The following is a 23,099-nucleotide window of genomic DNA, read 5'->3' as shown; positions in this document are numbered from 1 at the left end:
ATCAATACCAATATCGAATATGCTTTTGGTGCCAGATATATACTCACTAAATATGTTTCGGCTTCGACTCATTACGACAGTGACATGAAATTCGGTGCTGGGATTACTTTAACATATTGACACTTAACGGTAATTTATATATTTATAGCGAGCTACGAAAGTGGCTCGCATTGTTTTTGTATATGTCGGTCGTCTTTAATTACATAAGGGTGTCTTATGTCTTCTAAAGAAAATAAAAGTCTTATCTTTATAACTAATAAACCAATAACAAGGGCGGCAAATATGAGCAAAACCAATTATTCGCTAAGTCTTCTCAAATCTTTATGGAAAAGGTTAAGGAGGAATGATGAGAAAATAGACATCAATGTTTATTTCATATCAGGTATGTGTTATAATTGTGCAGTATTTGACAATATTAAACTTCCTATAGGATATAAGAAAGTATATATCGAATGGCATACTCCGCGCCCCGATGAAAGTCTGACTGAGTATGCTCATACTATGGCTCAAAAAATAGATACTTCGTCTCCTTTTACATTGGTCGGTTACTCGTTTGGTGCAGTGATAATGCAGGAAATGAGCCTGTTTCTCCAACCCGAAAAAAGTATTATTATATCATCTTTCAAACGAGAAGAAGAGATTCCGACACTTTTTCGTGCAGTGAAAAGAGTTAATCTGACTGAAAGGTTACCAATGAGTCTCTATTATTCTACCGATTTTATAACAAATGCTTTCAATCAGTTTGTATATCAGATGCCTACAAGTGAAGTTTCGCAATTTATGATTTATACGGATCCTGTGTATGTGAAATGGGCAGTGAAGGAGATTACTAACTGGACTCCCAATAATAATTGCAAGCACCTTTATCATATCCATGGTACGGATGATCAGATATTTCCTTACGAACTGATACGGAATGCTTTTCCTGTGCAGGGAGGCGATCATTTGATGGTACTCAAAAAAGCAGATACCGTAAGCCTTATTTTGGGCAGTATATTACTGATGAATGAGTAAACAGTAGTATTTAAAATCAAGATAGATCCTTAATTTGCGTTGGATAGTAGAAAAGACTAGTTAAAATATTTATCTTTGGCGGATATAACACAAAGTAAATTTTGATGAAAGCATTACTATACCTTACTATCGCATTAATACTTATTGGTTTATCCTCCAACCTAAAAGCACAATCAACAATTAAGCCTCTTTTTCTTCACAACAAAGACAAGACTGATTTTAATTTACCTCAATTGGGCATAAGCTTATCATTACCTGCTTTAGCCGGTTTTAAAACAATGCCGACTTCTAAGAAGAATGTCTTTACAGATATGCAAGATGACAGAACAGACTATTTCTTCGATATTACAAATCTGGATGAGTCGAATGATAATCACATCCTTTTTTCTCTAAAGGAGAATTCTGTTTTTTTCAGAATGAGTATGACGGCTGGAGAAGCTAAGTTAACAAGAATGGCAGTATCTCAGCGACCATATTTCGTGGACTTTACATCTTCACTTAAGACCAAACTCGGGAAAACTACTTCTTATAAAATGAAACAAAAAGATGAAACACATGAGGTACATCTGCTTAATTATAATGGGTATTTATATGCTTTCAGCTTCAACTCCGATATCGACAAGAATACCAAGAAAGAATTTGAAAAAATAATCAAAAGTTTCCGTGCCGAGAAGTATAGTCTTGGGTTACTCACTTATGAAAATAAATTGAGAAACGGTTATTTCGATAAGAAAAGTAAGAAAACTGAAAATTCCGATATATTCGATGAATTAGTGAATATGGAAGGCATTCTATCTAAAGAAACTACATTCGATTTCGAAAAACTCAATTACAGTATTACGATTCCTGAAAAATGGGAATATAAGATTTCTGGTAAGCAGGTCGATAATCTGGATAAAGTGTTTAATCGAATAGAATTAGATGGTGTAGATCTAATAAAAACCTCTATGATAATAAACTCCTTCAGAAGTCCCAATACAGAAATGGGGTTAATACTTCGCAGCTATTTCTATAATACTACTTTCAATATGGAAGAATTTGCACAAAAGTCGGCTGTCGATGCAATATATTCGAAAGAGGGAAACATAGTAATTGATGGATTTGAATTTCCTGCTATAATATATGGAACAAAAGATCAGGTGGCACTGACCTTTTATTATACTGATAATGACATTAAATACAGTAACGAGATATTTGGTATTACAGAAAAGAATGCTTCAACAGTAGATGATCTCCTATCAACAATGAAGATAGAAAGCAATAACCTCCCTCGTGCAAAGAGCAATACGAACAAACCTTTTTCTTCTGTCTTTAAGTTGGCTCCTCTCTCTTCGGTGAAAATAGGAAAGGTATTATTGCCTGAACCTGATTTAACGAATACATTTAAATGCAATCTGTCAGCTTTGGGTCTGGAGATAAATCTATATGGAGCCTCTGGTGACTATCAATCTTCAATTGGAGGTAAGCATAAACAACTCCCTAAAAATGCAATAATATCTGACTTGCCCAAAGAAAAGACACAACTGAGTCTCTATTCGTTATCCAATTCAGGGGTATCTGTTACCATAAGAAAAGATCCAAAACCTATGGATTTGAAAATAACAGCAGAGGGAATGTTCAGATCTTTTTCAAGTAATAAGAATATTTCGATCTTCGAAAGTGGAATTAGTACTATAAAGTCGAAAAACTGGCATATCCTCTTATATCAGCAGGGCACTTACTATTTGGGTTTTATGAAAACATACAAGGACGATTATGAAGTATTAGTCACAGTAAGAGCCAAAAGTAAGGAAGAACTTTTGGATAAAGCCGCTATAATAAAATCATTTACGTTCAAGTAAGTAAATTTATAGAGTCGAGAACTTTGGAGGATGATCAATCAGAACTCGTCAACTTTCAAATCTTTTCTATACTTGTCTAATGTATCTTGCAGTTCTTTTGTAATTTCCTGATAACCATTTTGTCCGTACAGATTGTTTAATTCATTCGGATCACTCTTAAGATCATATAGTTCATTACAATTAATGTCTTCATCATCTGCCATCTCACCTTCTCCATAAAAATGGATTAGTTTGTAACGATCGGTTCTTACACCGTCGTGCTTCCTCACATTATGCACTGCCGGATAGTCATAGTAATGATAATAGAGGCTTTCTCTCCAATCGGCAGGTTTCTCTCCTTCAAAAAGAGTTTCGAGCGACCTTCCACTCATTTCTTCCGGTTTTTCTATTCCTGCCAATGAAAGATAAGTAGGAGCATAGTCGATATTCTGTACCAAAGCATTGGTTTTAGATCCTGCTTTTATGGCTTTCGGATAGCGGATAATAAGAGGTGTCCGGAAAGACTCTTCGTACATAAAACGTTTGTCGAACCATCCATGCTCACCCATATAGAACCCTTGGTCGGATGTATAAACAATGATTGTATTCTCTAATAACCCTTCTTTTTCAAGATATTGAATGAGTCGTCCTACCTCGTCGTCAATAGATTTAATACAACGAAGATAATCTCTCAAATAGCGTTGAAATTTCCAGTCAAGCAATTCATTACCCGATAGCTTATCGCTAATAAATTTTTCATTCTTTGGGTGGTAAGCATTTTCCCATGCTGTGCGTTGTGAAGGAGTCATTCTGTTCAGCGAATTTTCGAATCCTTTTATGTTTCCTTCTTTGTTATAGGGAGCAGTATCTTTTAGCTCGATCACCTTGAGGTCGTGTACAAATTCCATAGTCTTATCAACAGTCATATCCTGAGTACTTGCGGCAGAGCATCGTGTGCTATAGTCGTCGTAGAACGTAGATGGTTTAGGAAATTCCACATCCTCATACAGATCGAGATATTTCTCTTCGGGCATCCAGTTGCGATGAGGTGCTTTGTGATGTACAAGCAAACAGAATGGTTTATCTTTATCCCTTTGTTCCAAGAATTCAATCGAATGATCGGTAGTGAGAGTTGTAGCATATCCCTCTTCTTTTATATATTTTCCGTTGGAATTCTTACTTCTGAATGCCGGATTATAATAATCTCCCTGATCCCATAGTATATGATAGAAATCGAAGCCTTTAGGCTCACATTGCATATGCCATTTACCAACAACACCAGTTTCGTATCCCTGCTCGTGTAGCAGTTCGGAGAAGAATGTTTTAGTAGAATCGATCCCTTTTCCCAATTGACGTTGTCCATTTTGATGACTATATAAGCCCGTTATCAGACATGCCCTGCTTGGTGTAGATAATGAATTTTCAACAAATGCTTGCTGAAAAAGCATACCTTCATTCGCTAAACGGTCGATATTAGGAGTGGGAGCAAGTTGCGATATAGGATGTCCGTATGCACTGATGGTCTGGAACGAGTGGTCGTCAGTCATAATATGGATAATATTAGGACGCGATTTTTTAGTTTGTACATCTTGCTGTCCATATATGTAGGGGCTGAATAAAGTAATAGGGATGATGATTAATCCTGCTTTCTTAAGGTTGTCCATGGTATATGATTTTAGATTCAGCTATAAAGCTAAAAATATGTTTTGATAATTCAAAGGATATGTCCAATAGTTTATCCATCTATTTAAATAACTTTATTATCGCTATTTTTAACTTTTGTAAACAATAACAGAAGTTAATTGTTCTGATTGTAGCAAGTTTACTATGGAGATACGAATTTTAAACAGTGTTTGCATGTTTAAATAAATTGTCCCTTTGGTCAAATAAATACTTACCGCTTATGAAACGATTCCCAATTTCGAAGAATGCCAGAAATGCACTCTTTGTTTTGTTAATGGCATTCTCGGCTTTCTTAGCATTCGAGCCTTTGTTTGAAAATCTCGGTCAAAAGGCAGCGCAAGAGTTCGCAGCAGCTATTTTCGGAACTATCTTCGCTGCTGTTATAACAATGGTATTGTTGACAAAACAAACCGAAACAGAGCAAGAAAAAGATCGTAATGATAAAGTCTTCGAACAGAAGATACTGCTTTACAATCAGGTAATTGATACATTGCAGACTATCTTTGAGAAAACGGAAGACGGGTCATTAAAAATTACTCGGAAAGAAATAATGCAGATCGAATTTTTGCTGGCGAAGATGATGATGATTGGCAGCGATAAAACTATTTATGAGTTCAAGAGTTTTTATGAAACAGTTACAAATAACTATTCATCGGATACAGGAATCGTAAATCTTAGTTCGAGCGATAAACAGATTGTATTTCGCTTTGCCGACTATTGCCGCGAAGAACTGGGCTTGTCTACAAAGAATATAGAGAAAGATATATTAGAAGATATTATCCTTCAAAGTGAACTGCTATCTACTATGCAGCAAGTAGATGATATTGATGCTAATGCCATTGAAACAATAAAAGATATCTATGGATATTTAGTTTTTGATTTGAATATCCGTAATCAAAATGTAAGTTTTACTTCAAATGGATTTAAGGCTTATATAAATAAAAAGCAGACAGACGATGGTTGCTTCTTGAAGTGCGTTATCGATCGCGATCAAGTGTATCTGGTATTGAACAAGGAATATAAGACCAAAGAGTTCGAAAAGGGTAATTTAGATAATGAACCGGCTATAATATTAAAGTCATCGGATCGTAAAAATATTGAATTGCATTTTCCTGTTATAGAGAAGTTGATTAAAGAGAGCTTGAAAGAAACCATTGTATAAATTGAGCAATAGATTAGAGAATACGATAGAAGTATTTCTATCGTTTGAGGTTAACAAATATTTGAGTGTTAAGCCAACTTTTTTTACGATTATATCGTCTCCAAAGAAGACTATTACGGCTGCAATGCTCGAAGTTTGTATAGATATATTTTAGGGCTATACGTTAATTCGTTCCCTAAAATAGCTGAAAATGTCTGTTCAGGGAAATAATATATTTATCTTCGTCTAGAATTTACAAACACAACGTCATGGAAGAAAAAGATAGAGAAAAAGGCAAACGTATTCGTCGTACCAATTACGAAGTTGAGCGAGATATAATGAATGCCGTAAAAAACTTAGTTGAAGAAAGAGGTTTTGGTAACGTAACACTCTCTGCTGTTTCTCAAGAAGCTAAAGTTGAACTTCCTGTTATTTATAGTAGGTACGGTAACTTAAATGGCATGTTTGAAGCTTTTGTTGAAAAATATAATTTCTGGTTGAATAGTATTCTAGAGAATTATATTGATGATTTCAAAAGTGGAAACTACGATATTTTTCTGACTAAATTTTTAAGGGATGTTACTTTCGAGTTGTATAAGGACAAGGGAATGCAGCAATTAATTCTTTGGGAAATATCCGAAAATAATGCGATAACATCTAAAACATCGAAGCTGAGGGAGGCAAACACCAATATGTTTGTGAAATTTTACGAAAATCTGTTTAAAGATACTGATATAAACTTCAGTGCTCTTACTGCACTTGTAATGGGAGGTACTTATTATCTTGTCCTGCACCGAGACAGTTCCACTTATTGTGGGGTAGACTTTAGCACAGATGAAGGCAAGAAGGAGTTGGTAGATACAATAGATAAGATTTACTCTTGGGTGTTTTCTCTCATTCAGCCGAATAAACAAATGCAGGAGGTTGCTTCTAAATTGAAGAAAAGAGGAGTGGACTTCGAAATAATTTCTGAATCTACAGGATTAAGTATAGAGGAAATATCCGAATTAGCATAAAAGGTAAATACTGCACATTCAATATATATTACCCTATTTTCGAACAATAATTTTCATTACGAAATTATATAATTCCTGATTTTGAATAAAAGGTATTGCCGAGTCCTTTTATTTACTATTTTTGCGCCCGAATTATAAACTAGAAATAATGGAAATTAAAAAAGTAAAGGTAGAAGTTGCCGACCCTACGACTCTTGGTCTGTTTGGTTTGGCAATAGTAACGCTTGTGGCATCAACTCAAAAGTTAGGATTAACAGATGGTCTTGCATTTGTATTGCCTTGGGCTCTGTTCTTGGGTGGAGTGGCACAGATCATAGCATCTATATTCGATTTTAAGCATAACAATCTTTTTGGTGCAACAGCATTTAGCGCCTATGGCTTATTTTGGATTGGTATGTCGATGAGTTGGCTGATCAAGTTAGGGTGCTTAGGCGAGACTTTGGCCGCAACAGTTGATGTAAAACAGCTAGGAGCAGTATTTGTAGGCTATATGATTCTTACGATCATTTTGCTCATATCAGGATTGAAAATGTCGAAAGCCATGTTTTTCCTTTTGTTCTTAATCGTACTTCTATTCTTAGGCTTAGCACTAGATGCCTTTGGTTTTGGTCATATCTGGCATGCTGTTGCCGCTTATTCCGAATTGGCTATTTCATTATTAACCTTCTATGTGTTAGCTGCAAAGTATCTGAATAGTTTTTTCGGAAAAGACTTAGTGCCTGTTGGTGCTCCATTTCTAAAATAAAAATTTAGCTATATAATATTATAAAGCAGGAGGATGCAGCGTAAGTAATCTTTCGTATGATTCTGTTATCCTGAACGGAGAGAAGGATCTCTTAATCAAGAGTCGGGATTCTTCTCTCCGTTCAGAATGACAAGAGAGAGTAGCATTTTTACTGTACTATTTTAGTTATGGCATACCCTCCTGCTTTTTCATCTGTATATTTTTACTTCGTCATTTCAGACTGCCAACCATATCTTCGGGTTTCACCCATTCGTCGAATTGCTCACCCGAAAGAAATCCCGATTTCACAGCTTCTTCTCTGAGAGTTGTACCGTTTTTATGTGCAGCCTTTGCTATTTTTGCCGATTTCTCATAGCCAATATGTGTATTCAGTGCCGTGACAAGCATTAATGAATTATCTACTAGCTCTTTGATGCGTTTCAGATTCGGCTCTATTCCCGATACACAATGGTCGGTGAACGAAATACAAGCATCACCCAATAATTGAGCCGATTGCAGGAAGTTAGCCGCAATCACAGGTTTAAATACATTCAACTCATAATTACCATTTGCTCCGGCAAAAGTAATAGCTGTGTTATTACCCATCACTTGCACACAAACCATGGTTAGGGCTTCGTTCTGTGTAGGGTTAACCTTACCCGGCATAATGGACGAACCAGGCTCATTCTCCGGTAGATTGAGTTCTCCGATTCCCGAGCGAGGTCCCGAACCGAGAAGACGTATATCTTGTGCTATCTTAAAGAGTGCAACCGCTAATCTGTTCAATGCGCCATGAGTCCCCACTATTGCATCGTTCGAAGCCAGAGCCTCAAACTTATTGGGGGCTGTGACAAACGGGTGTCCTGTAAATTGGGCTATATATTCCGCTACTTTCGTATCATAACCTTTCGGTGTATTAAGTCCTGTTCCCACTGCTGTACCACCTAAAGCCAACTGTGACAGATGACCTAGCGTAGCTTTTATTGCTTCAATAGAATATTGTACTTGCGCAGTGTAACCCGAGAATTCCTGACCTAAGGTCAAAGGAGTTGCATCCTGAAGATGAGTTCTTCCTATCTTTACAATATCTTTGAATTGTTCAGCTTTTGTAGCCAGAGCTTTTTGTAATTTTTCTGCTGCCGGTATGGTATGTTCAACTATTTTCTTGTAGGCTGCAATGTGCAGAGCCGTTGGAAATGTATCGTTAGACGACTGCGATTTGTTAACATCATCATTGGGATGGATAGGACTTTTATCTCCTAGATTACCACCGCTTAAAACAAGTGCCCGATTGGATATAACTTCGTTTACATTCATGTTAGACTGAGTGCCTGACCCTGTTTGCCAGATAACCAATGGAAACTGATCGTCAAGCTTTTCTTCCAGAATCTCGTCACAAGCCTTGGCTATCAGATCCCTTTTATCGGCAGGTAGAACACCTAATTCTGCATTAGCAAATGCAGCAGCTTTTTTAAGATAACCGAAAGCATGAATAATTTCCTTAGGCATAGATGCCACAGGGCCTATTTTGAAGTTGTTTCTCGAACGTTCGGTCTGTGCTCCCCAGTATTTATCGGCAGGAACTTGCACCTCGCCCATAGTATCTTTCTCTATACGATATTTCATAAGAATAGTTATTAGTGAATTATTTATATTATAGTATAGGTAAAGATCGAGAATAGACTGTGTTTTATCAATACCTATTAATGGTGATTTATAAATAACAAAATCACTAATAGGTTTGTTTGAATTTAGAAGAATCTGTCATTCCGAAACGCAGTGAGGAATCTGCTGTCTCTGTAGCAAAATAACAGCCATAGATTCCTCACTGCGTTTCGGAATGACAAACAGAAAGATATAAAACTCATGATTACAAGATACTATATATTGCCATTATATGACATATACTACCTCCCAAGACAAATAAATGGAAAACAGTATGCATATATCTCCTCTTTTTCCAAGAGTAGAATAAAGCACCAACTACATATGAAACACCTCCTGCAATTATCCAATAAAGGGTGCTCACCAATCCCATAGGGGCTAATGTCTCTTGCAAAGGTTTGAAGGCTACAAGAATACTGGCACCCATTACTACAAAGCAGATAGTTTCGAGATGGCTATGATCTTTCAGTTTTTTGAAACTTGCAATTAGGCCCAGAATGGCAGATACCCATACAAAAGCGAATAAAGACCATCCCCATGCTCCCACATCACGTAATATAAGTAAGGTAAACGGTGAATAAGTTCCGGCAATATGCAAGTAGATAGCACTATGATCGAATTTGCGGAGTAATGCTTTTCGCTTTTCATGCCTGCAACTATGATACCAGGTAGATGTAACGTAAGAAGCGAGCATACCGAACAGGTAAATGCTGACACTGCCTATAGCCCATGGGTCGCCGTTTTGTATTGCAGCAGCAATCATAAACCATCCGGCTATCAATCCGATCAGGATGCCTACACCATGCGATATGGCATTTGCAGTTTCTTCGCTCTGTGTATAATTTCTTGTTCTCATCATTCATATTTTATATAAGAAATACAAATTTAGGGTTTAAAAGTAATAAACAGTTTAAAATTTCATTAATGCTGATATTTCGTCTCAAAAGTTATATGAAAAAATATACGAATTGTAAAGAAAACACCCTATAGTGTAAAAATAATTTACACTATATACTCCTTTTTATTTTTATAATTAATTGATATTAAGTGTATTATTGTTTTGGCATGCTATTGGCTTAATAAATAGTAAAAGCACCACTTATGAGATACATCTACATTATCGTTTTAATTTTGATTAGCCAGACAGGTAAGGCTCAGGAAAAAGAATGGACACTGGAAGAGTGTATGCAATACGCCGTAGAAAACAGTCTGGAAAAGAGGAAACAAGAAGCCCAGAATACAATCTATCATCAGAATTATCTGGAAGCCATCGGACGGTTATTGCCATCCATAAATGCTAATACGAATGCCAATTTTAATTTTGGTCGTGGTCTCGATTCTGAGACAAATACCTATACTGATGTGAACTCGTTTAGTAACAACTACAATCTTTATTCGTCTTTAATATTGTTTGATGGACTGACGAGTATCACCAGAGTAAGATTACAACGAGTAAATAAACTGATGGGCAGGCAGCAGCTAGAGGCAGTAAAGGATCTTATAGCTTACGAAACAATGGAATGTTTCTTCAATGTATTATATAGTACAGAATTAGTCAGATTGGCGGAGGCACAGCTCGAGGAGAGCACCGAGACACTAAAACAAATAACACGAATGGCAGAACTCGGTGTAAAGAGTTATCCGGATGTAGCCGAAATATCGGCTCAGGAAGCCGAGAATAATTATAATCTGACTCGTCAGAAGAATATACTGGCCATTGCAGTTATAAAACTGAAAGAGAAAATGAATTTTCCTATAGAAGACGTCCTTCATGTTTCAGATTCTGCTACTACACCACTAATAGTCAAATCGCAAGATACAGCGATCAGTATCTTTGAGCAATCTAGACTATTTATCCCCAAAGCTGTGGCGGCAGAGTCGAAACTGAAGTCTCAAAAATTAGCCTATAAATCGGCAAAAGGCGTATTGTTTCCAACACTCTCTGTTGATGGTGGCTATAATACAAACTTTTCACGTTATATGGATGGGAGTAACTATTCTTCATTTAATGAACAATTTAGAAATAAGGTAGGCCGTTATGTCGGTTTTACTCTCAGCATCCCTATATTCAATGGATTCTCTCGATCGGCACAAGTAAGGCGTGGTAAGGCTGAGGTTGTAATGGCGCAGGCTGAGCGCGATAAAACACTACGGACTTTGCATAGTGAGATAGAGCAGGCTGTAGCCGATATGAATGGAGAAGCAGACCAATATTATCAGGCAAAAAAACAAGTAGATGCTATGGATATTGCTCATCAGGTAAATCAGCGTAAGTATATTGAGGGACTTATAAATGCTCTCGATTTGCATATAACAGCGAATAGACTACTTCAGGCTAGAGCAGAGGAATTAAATTCTAAACTTAGATTTCAACTGAAACATAAATTAGTCGAATATTACAAAGGTGAGCCATTTATAATTATAAACGAGTAGAAATAAAATATAACAAACAATATATATGGATACAATTATTGAACAAAAAAAAGGATTGAAAAAGAAGCATATACCTTTTCTTATTGGCGGTCTCATATTCCTTATAGTTATTATATGGCTTGTATTTGGAGATCACTCATCCAAGCTTAATGTAGAGAAGGATAGGGTGACTGTTCAGGAAGTTACACATGGTCAGTTTAACGATTATGTCCGTATTAGTGGACAAGTGCAGCCAATCAATACGATTCAGTTAAGCGCAATAGAAGGCGGAATGGTTGCGGAGAAACTTATAGAGGAAGGTTCGGAAGTACGTAAAGGAGACATTGTTATACAGCTTACTAATCCGATGTTGAGTCTCAATATTCTGGATAGCGAAGCTCAATTGGCAGAGAAGCAGAACTTTTTACGTAATACGCAAGTTTCGATGGAACAGGAAAAATTAAACCTTAAAAAGGAAAAACTCCAGCTCGATATGGATGTTGAACGAAAGAAGCGCAAATATGAGCAATACAAACAATTGTATGCTGAAAAACTCTCGTCTAAAGAAGAATATCTGCAAGCTAAAGAAGATTACGAATATGCAGTTAATGGTCGCAGTTTAGTTGTGGAACGTCAGAAACAAGACTCGATTTATCGAGGAATTCAAATCGATCAGATGGAAGAAAGCTTACATAATATTCGTAAGAATCTAATATTGGTACGCCAACGTGTCGATAATCTGAATGTAAAAGCTCCTGTTGATGGGCAATTAGGTTTACTCGATGTCGAAATAGGTCAATCGATCAATAGCGGTGGACGAGTAGGGCAGATCAGTGTTTTGTCAGACTATAAAGTGGAAGCCATGATCGATGAGCATTACATAGACCGCGTAAGAGCAGGATTGGATGGGACATTTGAGCGTCAGGATAAAAACTTTGCTTTGCGTGTGCGAAAAGTATATCCTGAAGTGCGTGAAAAACAATTCAAAACCGATTTCGTATTCGAAGGTGAGCGTCCCGATAATATTAGAGCCGGACAGACTTATTATATAAATTTACAACTGGGCCAGCCTGTTGATGCAGTGCTTATTCCAAGAGGTGTTTTTTATCAGACAACTGGTGGACAGTGGATATTCGTTGTATCACCGGATGGAAGCAAAGCCGTGAGACGGAATATAACTATCGGTCGTCAGAATCCTAATTTTTATGAAGTAACCAGCGGACTGGAGCCCGGAGAGAAAGTGATCACATCAGCCTATGATTCGTATGGCGATGTACAAGAGTTAATTTTAAAATAACCTTTTAAATAAAATAACAAGAATAATAACAAATTTAAATAGTCAATTATGATACAAATTAATGATTTAAGAAAAGTATTCCGTACCGAAGAAGTAGAAACAGTAGCATTAAACAATATATCGTTGCATGTAGATGCTGGCGAATTTATAGCTATCATGGGACCTTCGGGTTGTGGTAAATCTACCTTGTTGAATATACTTGGTTTGTTGGACAATCCTACATCGGGAAAATATTTGCTCAATGGTAAAGAAGTTGGTAATTTGAAAGAAAAGGAACGTACACAAGCTCGAAAAGGCAATCTGGGTTTTGTATTCCAAAGTTTCAATCTGATAGAAGAAATGACCGTGTTTGAAAATGTCGAATTACCATTGGTTTATCTCAAAGTAAAAGCATCGGAACGAAAACAACGTGTTGAAGAAACGCTCCGTAAGATGAGTATCAGCCACCGTGCCAACCATTTTCCAAATCAGTTATCGGGTGGACAACAACAGCGTGTCGCTATTGCTCGTGCCGTAGTTGCTAATCCTAAATTGATATTAGCCGATGAGCCTACCGGTAATTTGGATTCAAAAAACGGAAAAGATGTGATGGATCTTCTTACCGAACTGAATCAGGAAGGTTCTACAATCGTAATGGTTACTCACTCTCAGCATGATGCTTCTTTTGCTCACCGTGTTATCAACTTATTTGACGGGCAGGTTGTGACAGAGGTTGAAGGTAAGATGTAAATAAGCCTATTGGAAAACTTTTATATCACTTTTAGAAAAAATAAATACGACTATGGGTTTCATATTTGAGAACTTTGTTCATCTGCTAAAGCGCTTCAGGGTGCCGTCTATTATTAATATAGTCGGTTTATCTCTCGCATTTGCTGTTTTTATAATTATTGGTATACAAACATGCTACGATGCCACGTTCAATAGACAATTTACAAAGTCTGATAATATCTATAATTTTAGTCGTTATTATCCTTCCGATGGCATACGTATATCAACTATTAGTGTTCCTGTGGCTGAAAGTATGGTACAAGAATTTTCCGAAATAAACAATTACTGCTTATTGCAAAGTTGGGATGAAAATTCTTTCGATATCTATGGTAAAGACAATAAGCATGTCACGCATACAGAGAATTTGGTCTTTACTACAAGCGGTTTTTTAGATATTTTCACTCCTGAAATAATATTAGGAGATGTTTCAAAAACGCTTGAAATCGATAACAGGGCTTTAATATCAGAAAGTGTAGCTAAAAAGATATTTGGAGATCAAAATCCTGTCGGTCAGGTTATATACGATCATTTTTCACAACAACCTATAACTATAGATGCTGTTTATAAAGACTTTCCTGAAAATTGCAGTCTGACAAATGGCATATATACAAAACTGGTTGATTATAATCAAAACAACTGGGCATACAAAGGCTATTTTGAACTCTTACCTGGCACTTACACCCAATTACAGGAAAAATTGAATGGAGCTGAATTTCGGGGCGAAGCCACTCTTAAAGCTCAGGATGAAGATCCGACAATCCGCGAAGATTATGAGTTAACTCCCCTGACTGACTTACATCTGAATCAGAACACAGCCCGGAAAACTTTATTTTTATCATTGATAGCTATTGGAGTAGTTATATTGGTAATTGTATATACCAATTATATTAACTTCTCTATAGCTATGGCATCTTCACGTATCAGGAATATTAATATCCATAAAATATTGGGTATCCATAAAATGTTGTTGAGAATATCTATTTTATTCGAAGGCTTATTTTTAACTCTCATCTCATTCATGCTTGCTCTGCTGTATCTCTATTTTTTCCAGAAAACAACTTTAAGTAGTTTATTCGATGCCGATTTATCTTTTGATCAGAATATATTTGTTATTAGTGCAGTAGGTGTAATCCTTTTGTTCCTGTCGTTTCTTGTCGGATTATATCCTACGAAATATGTGACCTCATTCAACGAAGCAGTTGCACTGAATGCTTCTTTTGCTTTATCACCAAGAGGTGTTAAATTGAGAAATGTATTGATCACCATACAGTTTACAGCAGCTATGGTACTCATCGTAGTTTCCTCTTTTATGCAAATACAGAATAAGTATATGCAGAATTATTCGATAGGAATACAGAAAGAAAATATAGTATACCTCCCTGTTGCTGGTTTGAAAACCGATCTGAAAACCTTTGCTGAAGAACTTAATAAAAATCCGAATGTAAAAGGGTTTACGGCATCGGAGCATCTTCCGGGCTACATCGGGATGAGTTGGAACAGAAATTTTGAAGGGCAATTTCTACAGAAAGTCGTTGCATGGTCAGTTACTCCCGATTTTTTAGATTTTTTTGGTGTTGATATTTTGGCGGGAAATAATTTTACAAAAAATGATACGATCGGACAGGAGCAAATTATATTTAACGAGAAGTTTCTCGAAAAATACGGATTGGATAAAAGTATTGTAGGCAAAGATTTCGAGTGTTTTAATCCGGGTATTATAGTAGGGATAGCAAAGGATATCAATTTTCAATCATTGCACTATGCCATAGAGCCGATGGGCTATGTAGTACTTAATGATCAAAAAGGCTGGATTAAATTTATGTACATCAAAATATCAGGACAGAATACACCTGAAACAATCGATTACATTGAGAAGACTTGGAGCAAATTCAATGATGAGACTTTCGATTTGAATTTTCTTGATTCTAAAATGAACGATCTTTATAAAAAGGAAGAAAATCAGTCCAAATTAATAACGCTATTTGGATTTATTACAATCGTAATTGCTGTTATGGGGGTTTATGGATTAATCTTATTTAATACGAGACAAAAAAACAAGCAAATAGCTATCCGTAAAATAAACGGAGCGAGTGAAGCACAAATTGTTTTTATGCTTAATAAAGATTTGCTTTTACTTCTTTTTATAGCCTTTCTGATAGCGATGCCGGTGGCTTACTATTTTGTCGGAAAATGGCTTGAAAATTTCGCTTATAAAACTCCAATTTATTACTGGGTATTTTTTGCCAGTGGATTTTTAGTGTTTCTGATTACGATAGCTACAGTTAGCATACAGAGCTGGAGAGCAGCAAAAGCAAATCCTGTAGATTCATTAAAAACTGAATAACCACAATTAATATAAAAATAGGCCAATTGTATAATATCACTGATTTAAGTAAAGTATAAAAATGAGAACTATTATAAGAAATTTTTTAAGTACGCTGAAACGCTTCAAAATGGCTAGCATACTCAATATTTTAGGATTGAGTGTGGCTTTTGCCTCTTTTGTTGTAATCATGATGCAGGTGGATTATGATTATAACTTTGATAATTTCGATAAAGACGCAGATAAGATCTATCGTGTCGAATGGGTGAACAACGAAGGAGGAAAACAATCCATTATATCAAGAGGTCTTGCGGATGTCTTGTTCGAGTCGTCTCCTGCTATTGAAGCCGGTACACTTAAAAGTTTTGTTAAAAAGATATATTTCAGTATCGATATTGATGGAGTTCCTGTCCATTATTGGGAAAAGGATATTGCTGTTTATCCTTCTTATACCAAGATATTCGATTTTAAAATGATAGAAGGAACTGCCGATGCTTTGAATGAACCTGATAAAATACTCGTTCCTCAGAGCCTTGCAAAGAAAATATTCGGAAAAGAATCTGCTTTGGGTAAAATATTAAAGGGGCAATCACAAAACTTTATAATTGGGGGTGTATATAAAGATTTTCCTCGCAATTCATCTGTTGAAAATGTCATAGTACGAACTATGCCGAAGGATGAAAATTTGAATAATTGGGGTAATTCAAATTATAATGTCTTTGTGAAACTAAATTCTTCGGATATCCCGAAAGGTTTGGGAGAAAATCTGAATGTACCTGAAGAGCAAAAAAACTTTTTGGAAGGTCATTTACAATTTACTCAGCTGAAAGATTTACACACTATTATAGGTATACAATATGATGAAATACCTAAAACGAGTAGTCAGACTATTATAGTACTTTTTACTATAGCTATTGCGATATTAATAATTGCTGCGGTTAATTTTACAAACTTTAGTATGGCTCTGGCTCCAATGCGTATTAAGAGCATCAATACACAAAAAGTTCTTGGAGCCGGCGAATCGGATTTAAGACGTTCGCTTCTGTTAGAGACTATTATAATCAGCTTTTTCGCATTTATCCTCTCTCTAGTCTGGATTCAGCTTTTCTCGATGTTTCCTGCAATTACTAAACTGATAAGCGCCGAGATTCTTTTATCTTCCTATCCTTCGTTGATCGTATTAACAGGTTTATTGTCATTATTGCTTGGCGTTGTTTCCGGTATTTATCCTGCCTATTATATGACATCTTTTGAGCCTGCACTTGTACTGAAAGGTAGTTTTGGTCTTTCGCCTAAGGGTCGTCAGTTGAGAAATCTGTTGATCGGTTTACAGTTCAGTGTGTCGATTGCATTGATTATTAGTGCATCGTTTATGTATTTGCAAAATTACTATATGCAAAATGCTTCCTTGGGTTTTGACAAAGATCAATTGATCGTAACGGATTTGAATACCAAGATAAACGATAACAAAAGTGCTTTTACCAACGGATTAAAGTCCTTTGCAGGTATCGATAATGTGACATCGGGGTTTGCAGTGCTTTCTAGTAGAGATAGTTATATGGGATGGGGACGAAAGTATAAAAATGAAGTTATCGACTTCCAGTGTTTCCCTGTCGATCCTTCTTTTTTGGAAGTCGTAGGTATAGATATTACTGATGGGCGAAACTTCAGGGAAGATGATGAAAAAACGAATCATGGTGTTTATATATTTAATGAGGCGGCACGGAAAAAATATAATTTGGAATTAAATAAATTTCTAGATGAGGCAGAGATAATCGGTTTTATCCCAGATGTCAAGTTTGCATCTTTCCGCAATACTGTCACACCTATGGCCTTCTATGTATGGGGTATCCATAATTGGGGAATGAATCCTAATTATGCTTATATACGTGTAGAAGCTGGTAGTGATATGTACGCGGCTATGGAACATGTTAAGGCATCATTAAAACATATTGATCCTGATTACCCTTTTGATGTTCGTTTTTACGACAATGTGCTGAATAGCCTCTACGAAAAAGAGCAGAACCTAACCTCCCTAATATCACTTTTTAGCTTGATAGCAATTATTATTTCTATGGTTGGTGTCTTCGGACTGGTTCTTTTCGAGAGTGAATATCGTCGTAGAGAGATCAGTATCCGTAAGGTTTTAGGAGCATCTATCAGTGAAATACTTATAATGTTTAATAAAACATACATTATTATTCTAGGTATTTGTTTTCTCATCGCTACTCCGATAGTTTACTATGCCATAGATATCTGGCTTGAAAATTTCGCATATAAAACCCCGATGCACTGGTGGGTATTTCTTGTTAGCGGTCTGATTATATTTTTTATTACAGTTGTAACTGTGAGTGTACAAAGCTGGCGAGCAGCCAATACAAATCCTGTAGATTCGCTAAAAAATGAATAACTACGGTTAATACGAAAATAAACCAATTGTATATTGTATCAATGATTTAAGTAAAGTATAAAAATGAGAACTATTATAAGAAATTTTTTAAGTACGCTGAAACGCTTCAAGATGGCGAGCATACTCAATATTTTAGGGTTAAGCGTAGCTTTTGCAGCCTTTGCCATTATCATGATACAATTAAATTATGAGCGGCAATTTGATAAGGTGCACCCTACATCAGACCGTATATTCCGTGTAGATTTACCTAACGAAGAAGGTGTTTTCTCTATGATTCTTCCCCGACCTTTTATCGAGGATGTGATGCGGTCTTCGCCTCATATCAAGGCAGCAACCATTATCAATCCGTTTATAGGTCAGGTTTATTTTACAGTAAATGATCGTGGTGAAAAGAGAGGTTTTAGAAAGAAATTTACAACATGTAGCTCTGATATAACCAAGGTATTCGATTTTCCGATAATAGACGGAGATATTAATTGCTTAAAAGATCCGGATAAAGTTATTATACCATTGAGTGTTGCACATGCATTGTTTGGAGAAACTTCGGCTATTGGGAAAGCTATACATTGTGAAGAGCCGGTATGGAGCAAAACACGTACAGATATGGTGGTGGGGGGTGTTTACCGGGATTTTCCCGAAAACACTCAATTAAGCAATGATATCTATACAGCTATGGATCCCGATTTTTCAATGGATAATTGGAGTGCAAGTAATTATTTATGTTATCTTCTATTAGATAATGCTAAGGATAGCCAAAGCGTAGTAGATAATTTTAATAAAAACTACGATTACTCCAAACTGGAATGGAACGATAGTAAAAAAGAAATAGGACTCACTTTGTTGACGGATATTTACTATGAAAATGAAAGTAAAGATGGTAATATAGTGCGTAGCGGGAGTAAAGAGTCTGCTAATCTTATTTTAGTAATAGGTATCTTGGTTATTGTTGTAGCTACTATAAATTTCATGAATTTTAGTACATCACTTGCACCACTGCGTATTAAAAGTATTAATACACAAAAAACGTTGGGTTGCCCGGATAGTATTTTACGAATCACATTAGTTAGCGAGGCTGTAAGTCTTGCCATAATATCCTATATGATAAGCATTCTGATAATATGGATATTAAATGAAACTACTTTATTGTCATTCTTTGATGCAGATCTTAGTATTAGCCGGAATATCCCATTGTTACTGATCTGTGGAGTAGTGGCATTTATAGTTGGTGTGCTAGCTGGTTTGTATCCAGCATTCTACATGACTTCTTTTTCTCCTGCTATGGTGCTGAAGGGTAGTTTTAGTGTTTCCCCTGCGGGACGGCGATTGCGTACAGCACTGATAGGTTTTCAATTTATAGTATCGATAGGATTGATAATTGCCTCTTCTTTCGTTTGGTTGCAAAACAATTATATGCAAAAATACTCATTAGGTTTTGATAGAGATCAGATTGCTATAGTTGAACTGGGTATCGATTTTTATAAAAATTATCGTGAAACTTATACAAACCAATTGAAAGCCTATTCGGGGATAGAGGATGTAGCCTTTTCTAGACAGAAGCTAGGCTCACGAGATACCTATTCATCATCGTCTACCACTTATAAAGAACAAACGTTCAATTATTATATGCTGGATGTTTCGTGGAATTTTGCCGATGTAATGGGTATACCATTAGTAGGAGGTAGAAAAGCTTCTCCGACAGATGAAAAGGGAGCGAATATGTCTTTTATTTTGAACAAAGATCTCCAGCAGAAATATAATATAGAAACCGAGACACCCATACAGCCTTTTGAGAATTCATCTATTATTGGCTTTGTCGACAACGTTAAATTTACATCTCTTCGCCAGGGAAATGATAATATAGTGCTTACAATTAATAATCCATGGAATACTTTACCTGTTTCTTATATACGATTGAAGGCCGGAACAGATTATTTTGCCGCTGTAAATCATATAAGTAAAACGATAAGTCAACTTGATCCGACATACCCTTTCGAAGTCGAATTTTATGATTCTCTGTTCAATCAGCTATACCATAAGGAGGAGAACCTGCGTAAGATGATTACTCTGTTTAGCTTATTGACAATTATTATTGCCATTGTCGGAGTATTCGGTCTCGTAATATTCGATACCGAATCGCGACGTAAGGAAATTAGTATCCGTAAAGTACATGGTGCTACAATCGGCGAGATACTCGTAATGTTTAATAAGACATATTTTTATATTATATGTACATGTTTTGCGATAGCCATACCATTGATTTATTATGGAATAACAAAATGGCTCGAAGGCTTTGCGTATAGAACGCCGATTTACTGGTGGGTATTTTTAGTAGGTGGTTTAGTGATATTTTTAATTACCGCAGCTACAGTTAGCATACAAAGCTGGCGAGCAGCAAGTACAAATCCGGTAGATTCACTAAAGACAGAATAGATAATACAAGAAAGTGATGAAACAATTTATACGTAATTTTAAGAAACAAAAGACCGTCAGCATTTTAAATATATGTGGATTGAGTCTTGGTATCATGGTGTCTCTTACAGTGGGACTGTGGGCTGTGAACGAACTGACTTTTGATGATTTTCATGTCAACGGGGATAAAATGTATAGGGTTGTACAGTCTTTCGAGCTTAATAACAAACCTCTTAGGGCTGCTACTTCTTTCGAACCTTTGGGAGAAATAGCTGCTGCCGAAATTCCTGACATAGTGCAAATGTGTAGGGTATATAAAGAAAATAATGGTGTAACAATAAATAATAAAGTCAATTTTGGCTTAACAGCTATTATGACTGATTATGACTTCTTTTCTTTCTTTACTTTCCCGATGAAAGAAGGGGATGCCAAAACAGCTTTCTCTGCTCCCGATAATGTAATAATTACCGAGTCGACAGCTAGGAAATATTTTGCGAATGAAGATCCCATCGGACAGAAAATTAGTTATCATGGATATAATTTTTCGGTAAGTGGTATTATGTACGATATGCCACGGAATTCACATATTCAGGCGGATATTGTGTTCCCTTTATTCGGCTATTTTGGCGATTGGGGGTGGAATAGCAGTTTCTCGTATGATACATATTTTATCCTGTCGAATAATGCAGATATCCCCTCGATTCAAAACAAGCTGACTCAAATTAATAGATCAGGCGCAGCTGCATTTTTAAAAGAAACATATAATAAAGTTGAGCTTGAGCCATTGAAAGATGTGCATTTCAGTAAGACTGATCCGACTTTCGACAGCGCGGTAAAAGGAGATAAAAAACTTTTAGGGATATTTATTATTACAGCTATAACTATCCTTGTCATCGCCTGTATTAATTTTACCAATCTGTTCATCTCTACATCTTTTATCAGGGCAAAAAGCATTGGTATAAGAAAGTCGCAAGGAGCAAGTAAAGCATTGCTGATGATTGATTTTTATAAAGAGACACTGTCATATGTTCTCATATCAGTTATCGGAGGCCTTGTATTAGCTATTCTGACATTACCGGTATTTAATAGCTATACAAGATCGTATATAACTATAGATTTTTCATCACCTCTATTGTATATATTTATTGTAAGTCTGATAATAGTAACAACTCTTATAGCCGGTTCTTTTCCTGCATTCCGGATGACACAGTTTGGAATTATCGAAACATTGAAAAGTAGATTCCGTGGAAAAAAGATGTCGGTATTTCAAAAGATTCTTATAATTATACAATTTACTTCGTCACTTTGCCTTCTTATAGTCGTATTCTTTTTTGGCAGGCAGATAGACCATATATTATCACAGGATCTGAGGTTCGATACTCAAAATGTGATTTATGTAAATGGATGGAGGGATTTCGGTGCTAATTACAAAACATTGCGTAATGATCTGGTCAGAGACCCGTCCATCGTCGATGTAGCTATGAAACAATACAACTTACCTATTAGGATGGGCAACGGCATAGGCGCGAAAAATATAGAAACAGGCGAACAGATAATGATGGATATGTCGGAAGTTTCTCCTAACTATTTTGATTTTTTCGGCATGGAATTCGTCGCAGGCGAAAATCCTTTAACCTTGGAAAGTGCTCCCGATCTTAATTATTGTGTTATAAACGAACGCGCAGCGGAAGTTCTTGGTCTTAAAAATCCTGTTGACAATTCTTTTATTCTAATTTCCATCGGCGGGGCACGTATCGAGAAAGATGGGCAATCCTTTATTGTAAAAGGAGTTGTACGTGATTCGTATGTAAAATCTTTATATCAGGAACCCGATCCTCAAATGTATCTGAACTTATCGAGGGACGATCACAATCCGATATTTTTTAAGATTGCAGGTAATCCTCAGAAAGCGATAAAAGTAATAGAAACAAAATGGAAAGAAATGGTTCCCGATACTCCTTTCGAATATCATTTCTTAAACGAAACATATCAGAATTTATATCTGTCCGAAATGAATACTCGTCATGTATTAAGCTATGCTTTGTTTATAACTTTTGTAATTACCGTTACCGGTTTGTACGCCATGGTTTTTTATTCTACGCAACGCCGGATAAAAGAAATAGGTATCCGTAAAATAAATGGAGCTACTATTAAAGACTTGCTTTTATTACTTAATAAAGATATTTTACTCTGGATCATAATATCGTTTGTGATAGCTTGTCCTATTTCATATCTGTATCTGACGAACTGGCTTGACACTTTTGTTGTGAAAACAACCTTAAGTCCTTGGGTATTTGTTTTAGCGGGACTAATAACTTGCCTAATAGCATTATTAACAGTTTCTTTTCAAACATGGAGAGCGGCAAATGCAAATCCTGTAGAGTCACTTAAAAACGAATAAGCATTTTTTTATTTAA

15 protein-coding genes are annotated in these 23,099 nt (G+C 36.1%); 12 read left to right on the top strand and 3 right to left on the bottom strand.

The window, feature by feature from the left end:
• The first annotated feature begins 282 nt into the window (after positions 1-282).
• Together G7Y57_RS11840 and G7Y57_RS11835 are read left to right on the top strand one after the other, a co-directional pair.
• Entirely contained in the window at positions 283-1,014 is a 732-nt protein-coding gene (locus G7Y57_RS11840; RefSeq protein WP_165024268.1) for an alpha/beta hydrolase, read from the top strand.
• Positions 1,015-1,118: 104 nt separating this feature from the next.
• Positions 1,119-2,855: a hypothetical protein gene (locus G7Y57_RS11835; protein ID WP_165024265.1), complete on the top strand. Its 1,737-nt coding sequence runs from the start codon at positions 1,119-1,121 to the stop codon at positions 2,853-2,855.
• A gap of 38 nt (positions 2,856-2,893) precedes the next feature.
• Here G7Y57_RS11835 and G7Y57_RS11830 read toward each other — a convergent pair whose 3' ends face one another.
• The gene (locus G7Y57_RS11830) at positions 2,894-4,498 is read right to left on the bottom strand and encodes a sulfatase (RefSeq protein ID WP_165024263.1); all 1,605 of its coding nucleotides are present in this window, start codon (positions 4,496-4,498) and stop codon (positions 2,894-2,896) included.
• A gap of 239 nt (positions 4,499-4,737) precedes the next feature.
• Between G7Y57_RS11830 and G7Y57_RS11825 the strand changes: the two genes are divergently transcribed.
• The 3 genes from G7Y57_RS11825 to G7Y57_RS11815 all read left to right on the top strand — a co-directional run bounded on the left by G7Y57_RS11825 (position 4,738) and on the right by G7Y57_RS11815 (position 7,419).
• Positions 4,738-5,679 carry a hypothetical protein gene (locus G7Y57_RS11825; RefSeq protein ID WP_165024260.1) on the top strand — a complete coding sequence of 314 codons (942 nt, stop codon included), beginning with the start codon at positions 4,738-4,740 and terminating at the stop codon, positions 5,677-5,679.
• Between the two features lie 248 nt (positions 5,680-5,927).
• Positions 5,928-6,674 carry a TetR family transcriptional regulator gene (locus tag G7Y57_RS11820; protein WP_165024258.1) on the top strand — a complete coding sequence of 249 codons (747 nt, stop codon included), beginning with the start codon at positions 5,928-5,930 and terminating at the stop codon, positions 6,672-6,674.
• Positions 6,675-6,822: 148 nt separating this feature from the next.
• The gene (locus G7Y57_RS11815) at positions 6,823-7,419 is read left to right on the top strand and encodes an acetate uptake transporter (RefSeq protein ID WP_165024255.1); all 597 of its coding nucleotides are present in this window, start codon (positions 6,823-6,825) and stop codon (positions 7,417-7,419) included.
• Between the two features lie 210 nt (positions 7,420-7,629).
• On the opposite strand, the gene fumC is transcribed toward G7Y57_RS11815, so the two are convergent.
• Both fumC and trhA read right to left on the bottom strand, forming a co-directional pair.
• A complete protein-coding gene (fumC, locus tag G7Y57_RS11810) occupies positions 7,630-9,024 on the bottom strand; it encodes a class II fumarate hydratase (protein ID WP_165024253.1) in 1,395 nt (464 codons plus the stop codon).
• 244 nt (positions 9,025-9,268) lie between these two features.
• A complete protein-coding gene (gene trhA / locus G7Y57_RS11805; protein WP_165024275.1) occupies positions 9,269-9,919 on the bottom strand; it encodes a PAQR family membrane homeostasis protein TrhA in 651 nt (216 codons plus the stop codon).
• Positions 9,920-10,164: 245 nt separating this feature from the next.
• Between trhA and G7Y57_RS11800 the strand changes: the two genes are divergently transcribed.
• From G7Y57_RS11800 to G7Y57_RS11770, 7 genes are all read left to right on the top strand, one after another.
• Positions 10,165-11,496: a TolC family protein gene (locus G7Y57_RS11800; RefSeq protein ID WP_165024251.1), complete on the top strand. Its 1,332-nt coding sequence runs from the start codon at positions 10,165-10,167 to the stop codon at positions 11,494-11,496.
• Positions 11,497-11,521: 25 nt separating this feature from the next.
• Positions 11,522-12,772 (top strand): efflux RND transporter periplasmic adaptor subunit, encoded by a 1,251-nt coding sequence (locus tag G7Y57_RS11795; protein ID WP_165024249.1) that lies wholly within the window; start codon positions 11,522-11,524, stop codon positions 12,770-12,772.
• A gap of 48 nt (positions 12,773-12,820) precedes the next feature.
• Positions 12,821-13,501 (top strand): ABC transporter ATP-binding protein, encoded by a 681-nt coding sequence (locus tag G7Y57_RS11790; protein ID WP_165024245.1) that lies wholly within the window; start codon positions 12,821-12,823, stop codon positions 13,499-13,501.
• Between the two features lie 52 nt (positions 13,502-13,553).
• Complete coding sequence (locus G7Y57_RS11785; protein ID WP_165024242.1) at positions 13,554-15,884, top strand: ABC transporter permease; 2,331 nt, start codon at positions 13,554-13,556, stop codon at positions 15,882-15,884.
• A gap of 61 nt (positions 15,885-15,945) precedes the next feature.
• Positions 15,946-18,273, top strand: a complete 2,328-nt coding sequence (locus G7Y57_RS11780) for an FtsX-like permease family protein (protein WP_165024240.1) — start codon at positions 15,946-15,948, stop codon at positions 18,271-18,273.
• A gap of 63 nt (positions 18,274-18,336) precedes the next feature.
• Complete coding sequence (locus G7Y57_RS11775; protein ID WP_165024238.1) at positions 18,337-20,703, top strand: ABC transporter permease; 2,367 nt, start codon at positions 18,337-18,339, stop codon at positions 20,701-20,703.
• 16 nt (positions 20,704-20,719) lie between these two features.
• Complete coding sequence (locus tag G7Y57_RS11770; protein WP_165024235.1) at positions 20,720-23,083, top strand: ABC transporter permease; 2,364 nt, start codon at positions 20,720-20,722, stop codon at positions 23,081-23,083.
• Positions 23,084-23,099 lie beyond the last annotated feature (16 nt).

This window comes from Dysgonomonas sp. ZJ279 (genome assembly GCF_011039205.1).
Classification (GTDB): Bacteria; Bacteroidota; Bacteroidia; order Bacteroidales; family Dysgonomonadaceae; genus Dysgonomonas.
This window is presented reverse-complemented; position numbering and strand designations above follow the sequence as displayed.

What these genes read in the sequence shown, in the direction of transcription:
- G7Y57_RS11825 (WP_165024260.1), top strand. Translation starts at nt 4,738, where the DNA reads ATGAAACGATTCCCAATTTCGAAGAATGCCAGAAATGCACTCTTTGTT.
- G7Y57_RS11840 (WP_165024268.1), top strand. Translation starts at nt 283, where the DNA reads ATGAGCAAAACCAATTATTCGCTAAGTCTTCTCAAATCTTTATGGAAA.
- G7Y57_RS11815 (WP_165024255.1), top strand. Translation starts at nt 6,823, where the DNA reads ATGGAAATTAAAAAAGTAAAGGTAGAAGTTGCCGACCCTACGACTCTT.
- G7Y57_RS11800 (WP_165024251.1), top strand. Translation starts at nt 10,165, where the DNA reads ATGAGATACATCTACATTATCGTTTTAATTTTGATTAGCCAGACAGGT.
- G7Y57_RS11820 (WP_165024258.1), top strand. Translation starts at nt 5,928, where the DNA reads ATGGAAGAAAAAGATAGAGAAAAAGGCAAACGTATTCGTCGTACCAAT.
- G7Y57_RS11785 (WP_165024242.1), top strand. Translation starts at nt 13,554, where the DNA reads ATGGGTTTCATATTTGAGAACTTTGTTCATCTGCTAAAGCGCTTCAGG.
- trhA (WP_165024275.1), bottom strand. Translation starts at nt 9,919, where the DNA reads ATGAGAACAAGAAATTATACACAGAGCGAAGAAACTGCAAATGCCATA.
- G7Y57_RS11795 (WP_165024249.1), top strand. Translation starts at nt 11,522, where the DNA reads ATGGATACAATTATTGAACAAAAAAAAGGATTGAAAAAGAAGCATATA.
- fumC (WP_165024253.1), bottom strand. Translation starts at nt 9,024, where the DNA reads ATGAAATATCGTATAGAGAAAGATACTATGGGCGAGGTGCAAGTTCCT.
- G7Y57_RS11780 (WP_165024240.1), top strand. Translation starts at nt 15,946, where the DNA reads ATGAGAACTATTATAAGAAATTTTTTAAGTACGCTGAAACGCTTCAAA.
- G7Y57_RS11835 (WP_165024265.1), top strand. Translation starts at nt 1,119, where the DNA reads ATGAAAGCATTACTATACCTTACTATCGCATTAATACTTATTGGTTTA.
- G7Y57_RS11770 (WP_165024235.1), top strand. Translation starts at nt 20,720, where the DNA reads ATGAAACAATTTATACGTAATTTTAAGAAACAAAAGACCGTCAGCATT.
- G7Y57_RS11830 (WP_165024263.1), bottom strand. Translation starts at nt 4,498, where the DNA reads ATGGACAACCTTAAGAAAGCAGGATTAATCATCATCCCTATTACTTTA.
- G7Y57_RS11775 (WP_165024238.1), top strand. Translation starts at nt 18,337, where the DNA reads ATGAGAACTATTATAAGAAATTTTTTAAGTACGCTGAAACGCTTCAAG.
- G7Y57_RS11790 (WP_165024245.1), top strand. Translation starts at nt 12,821, where the DNA reads ATGATACAAATTAATGATTTAAGAAAAGTATTCCGTACCGAAGAAGTA.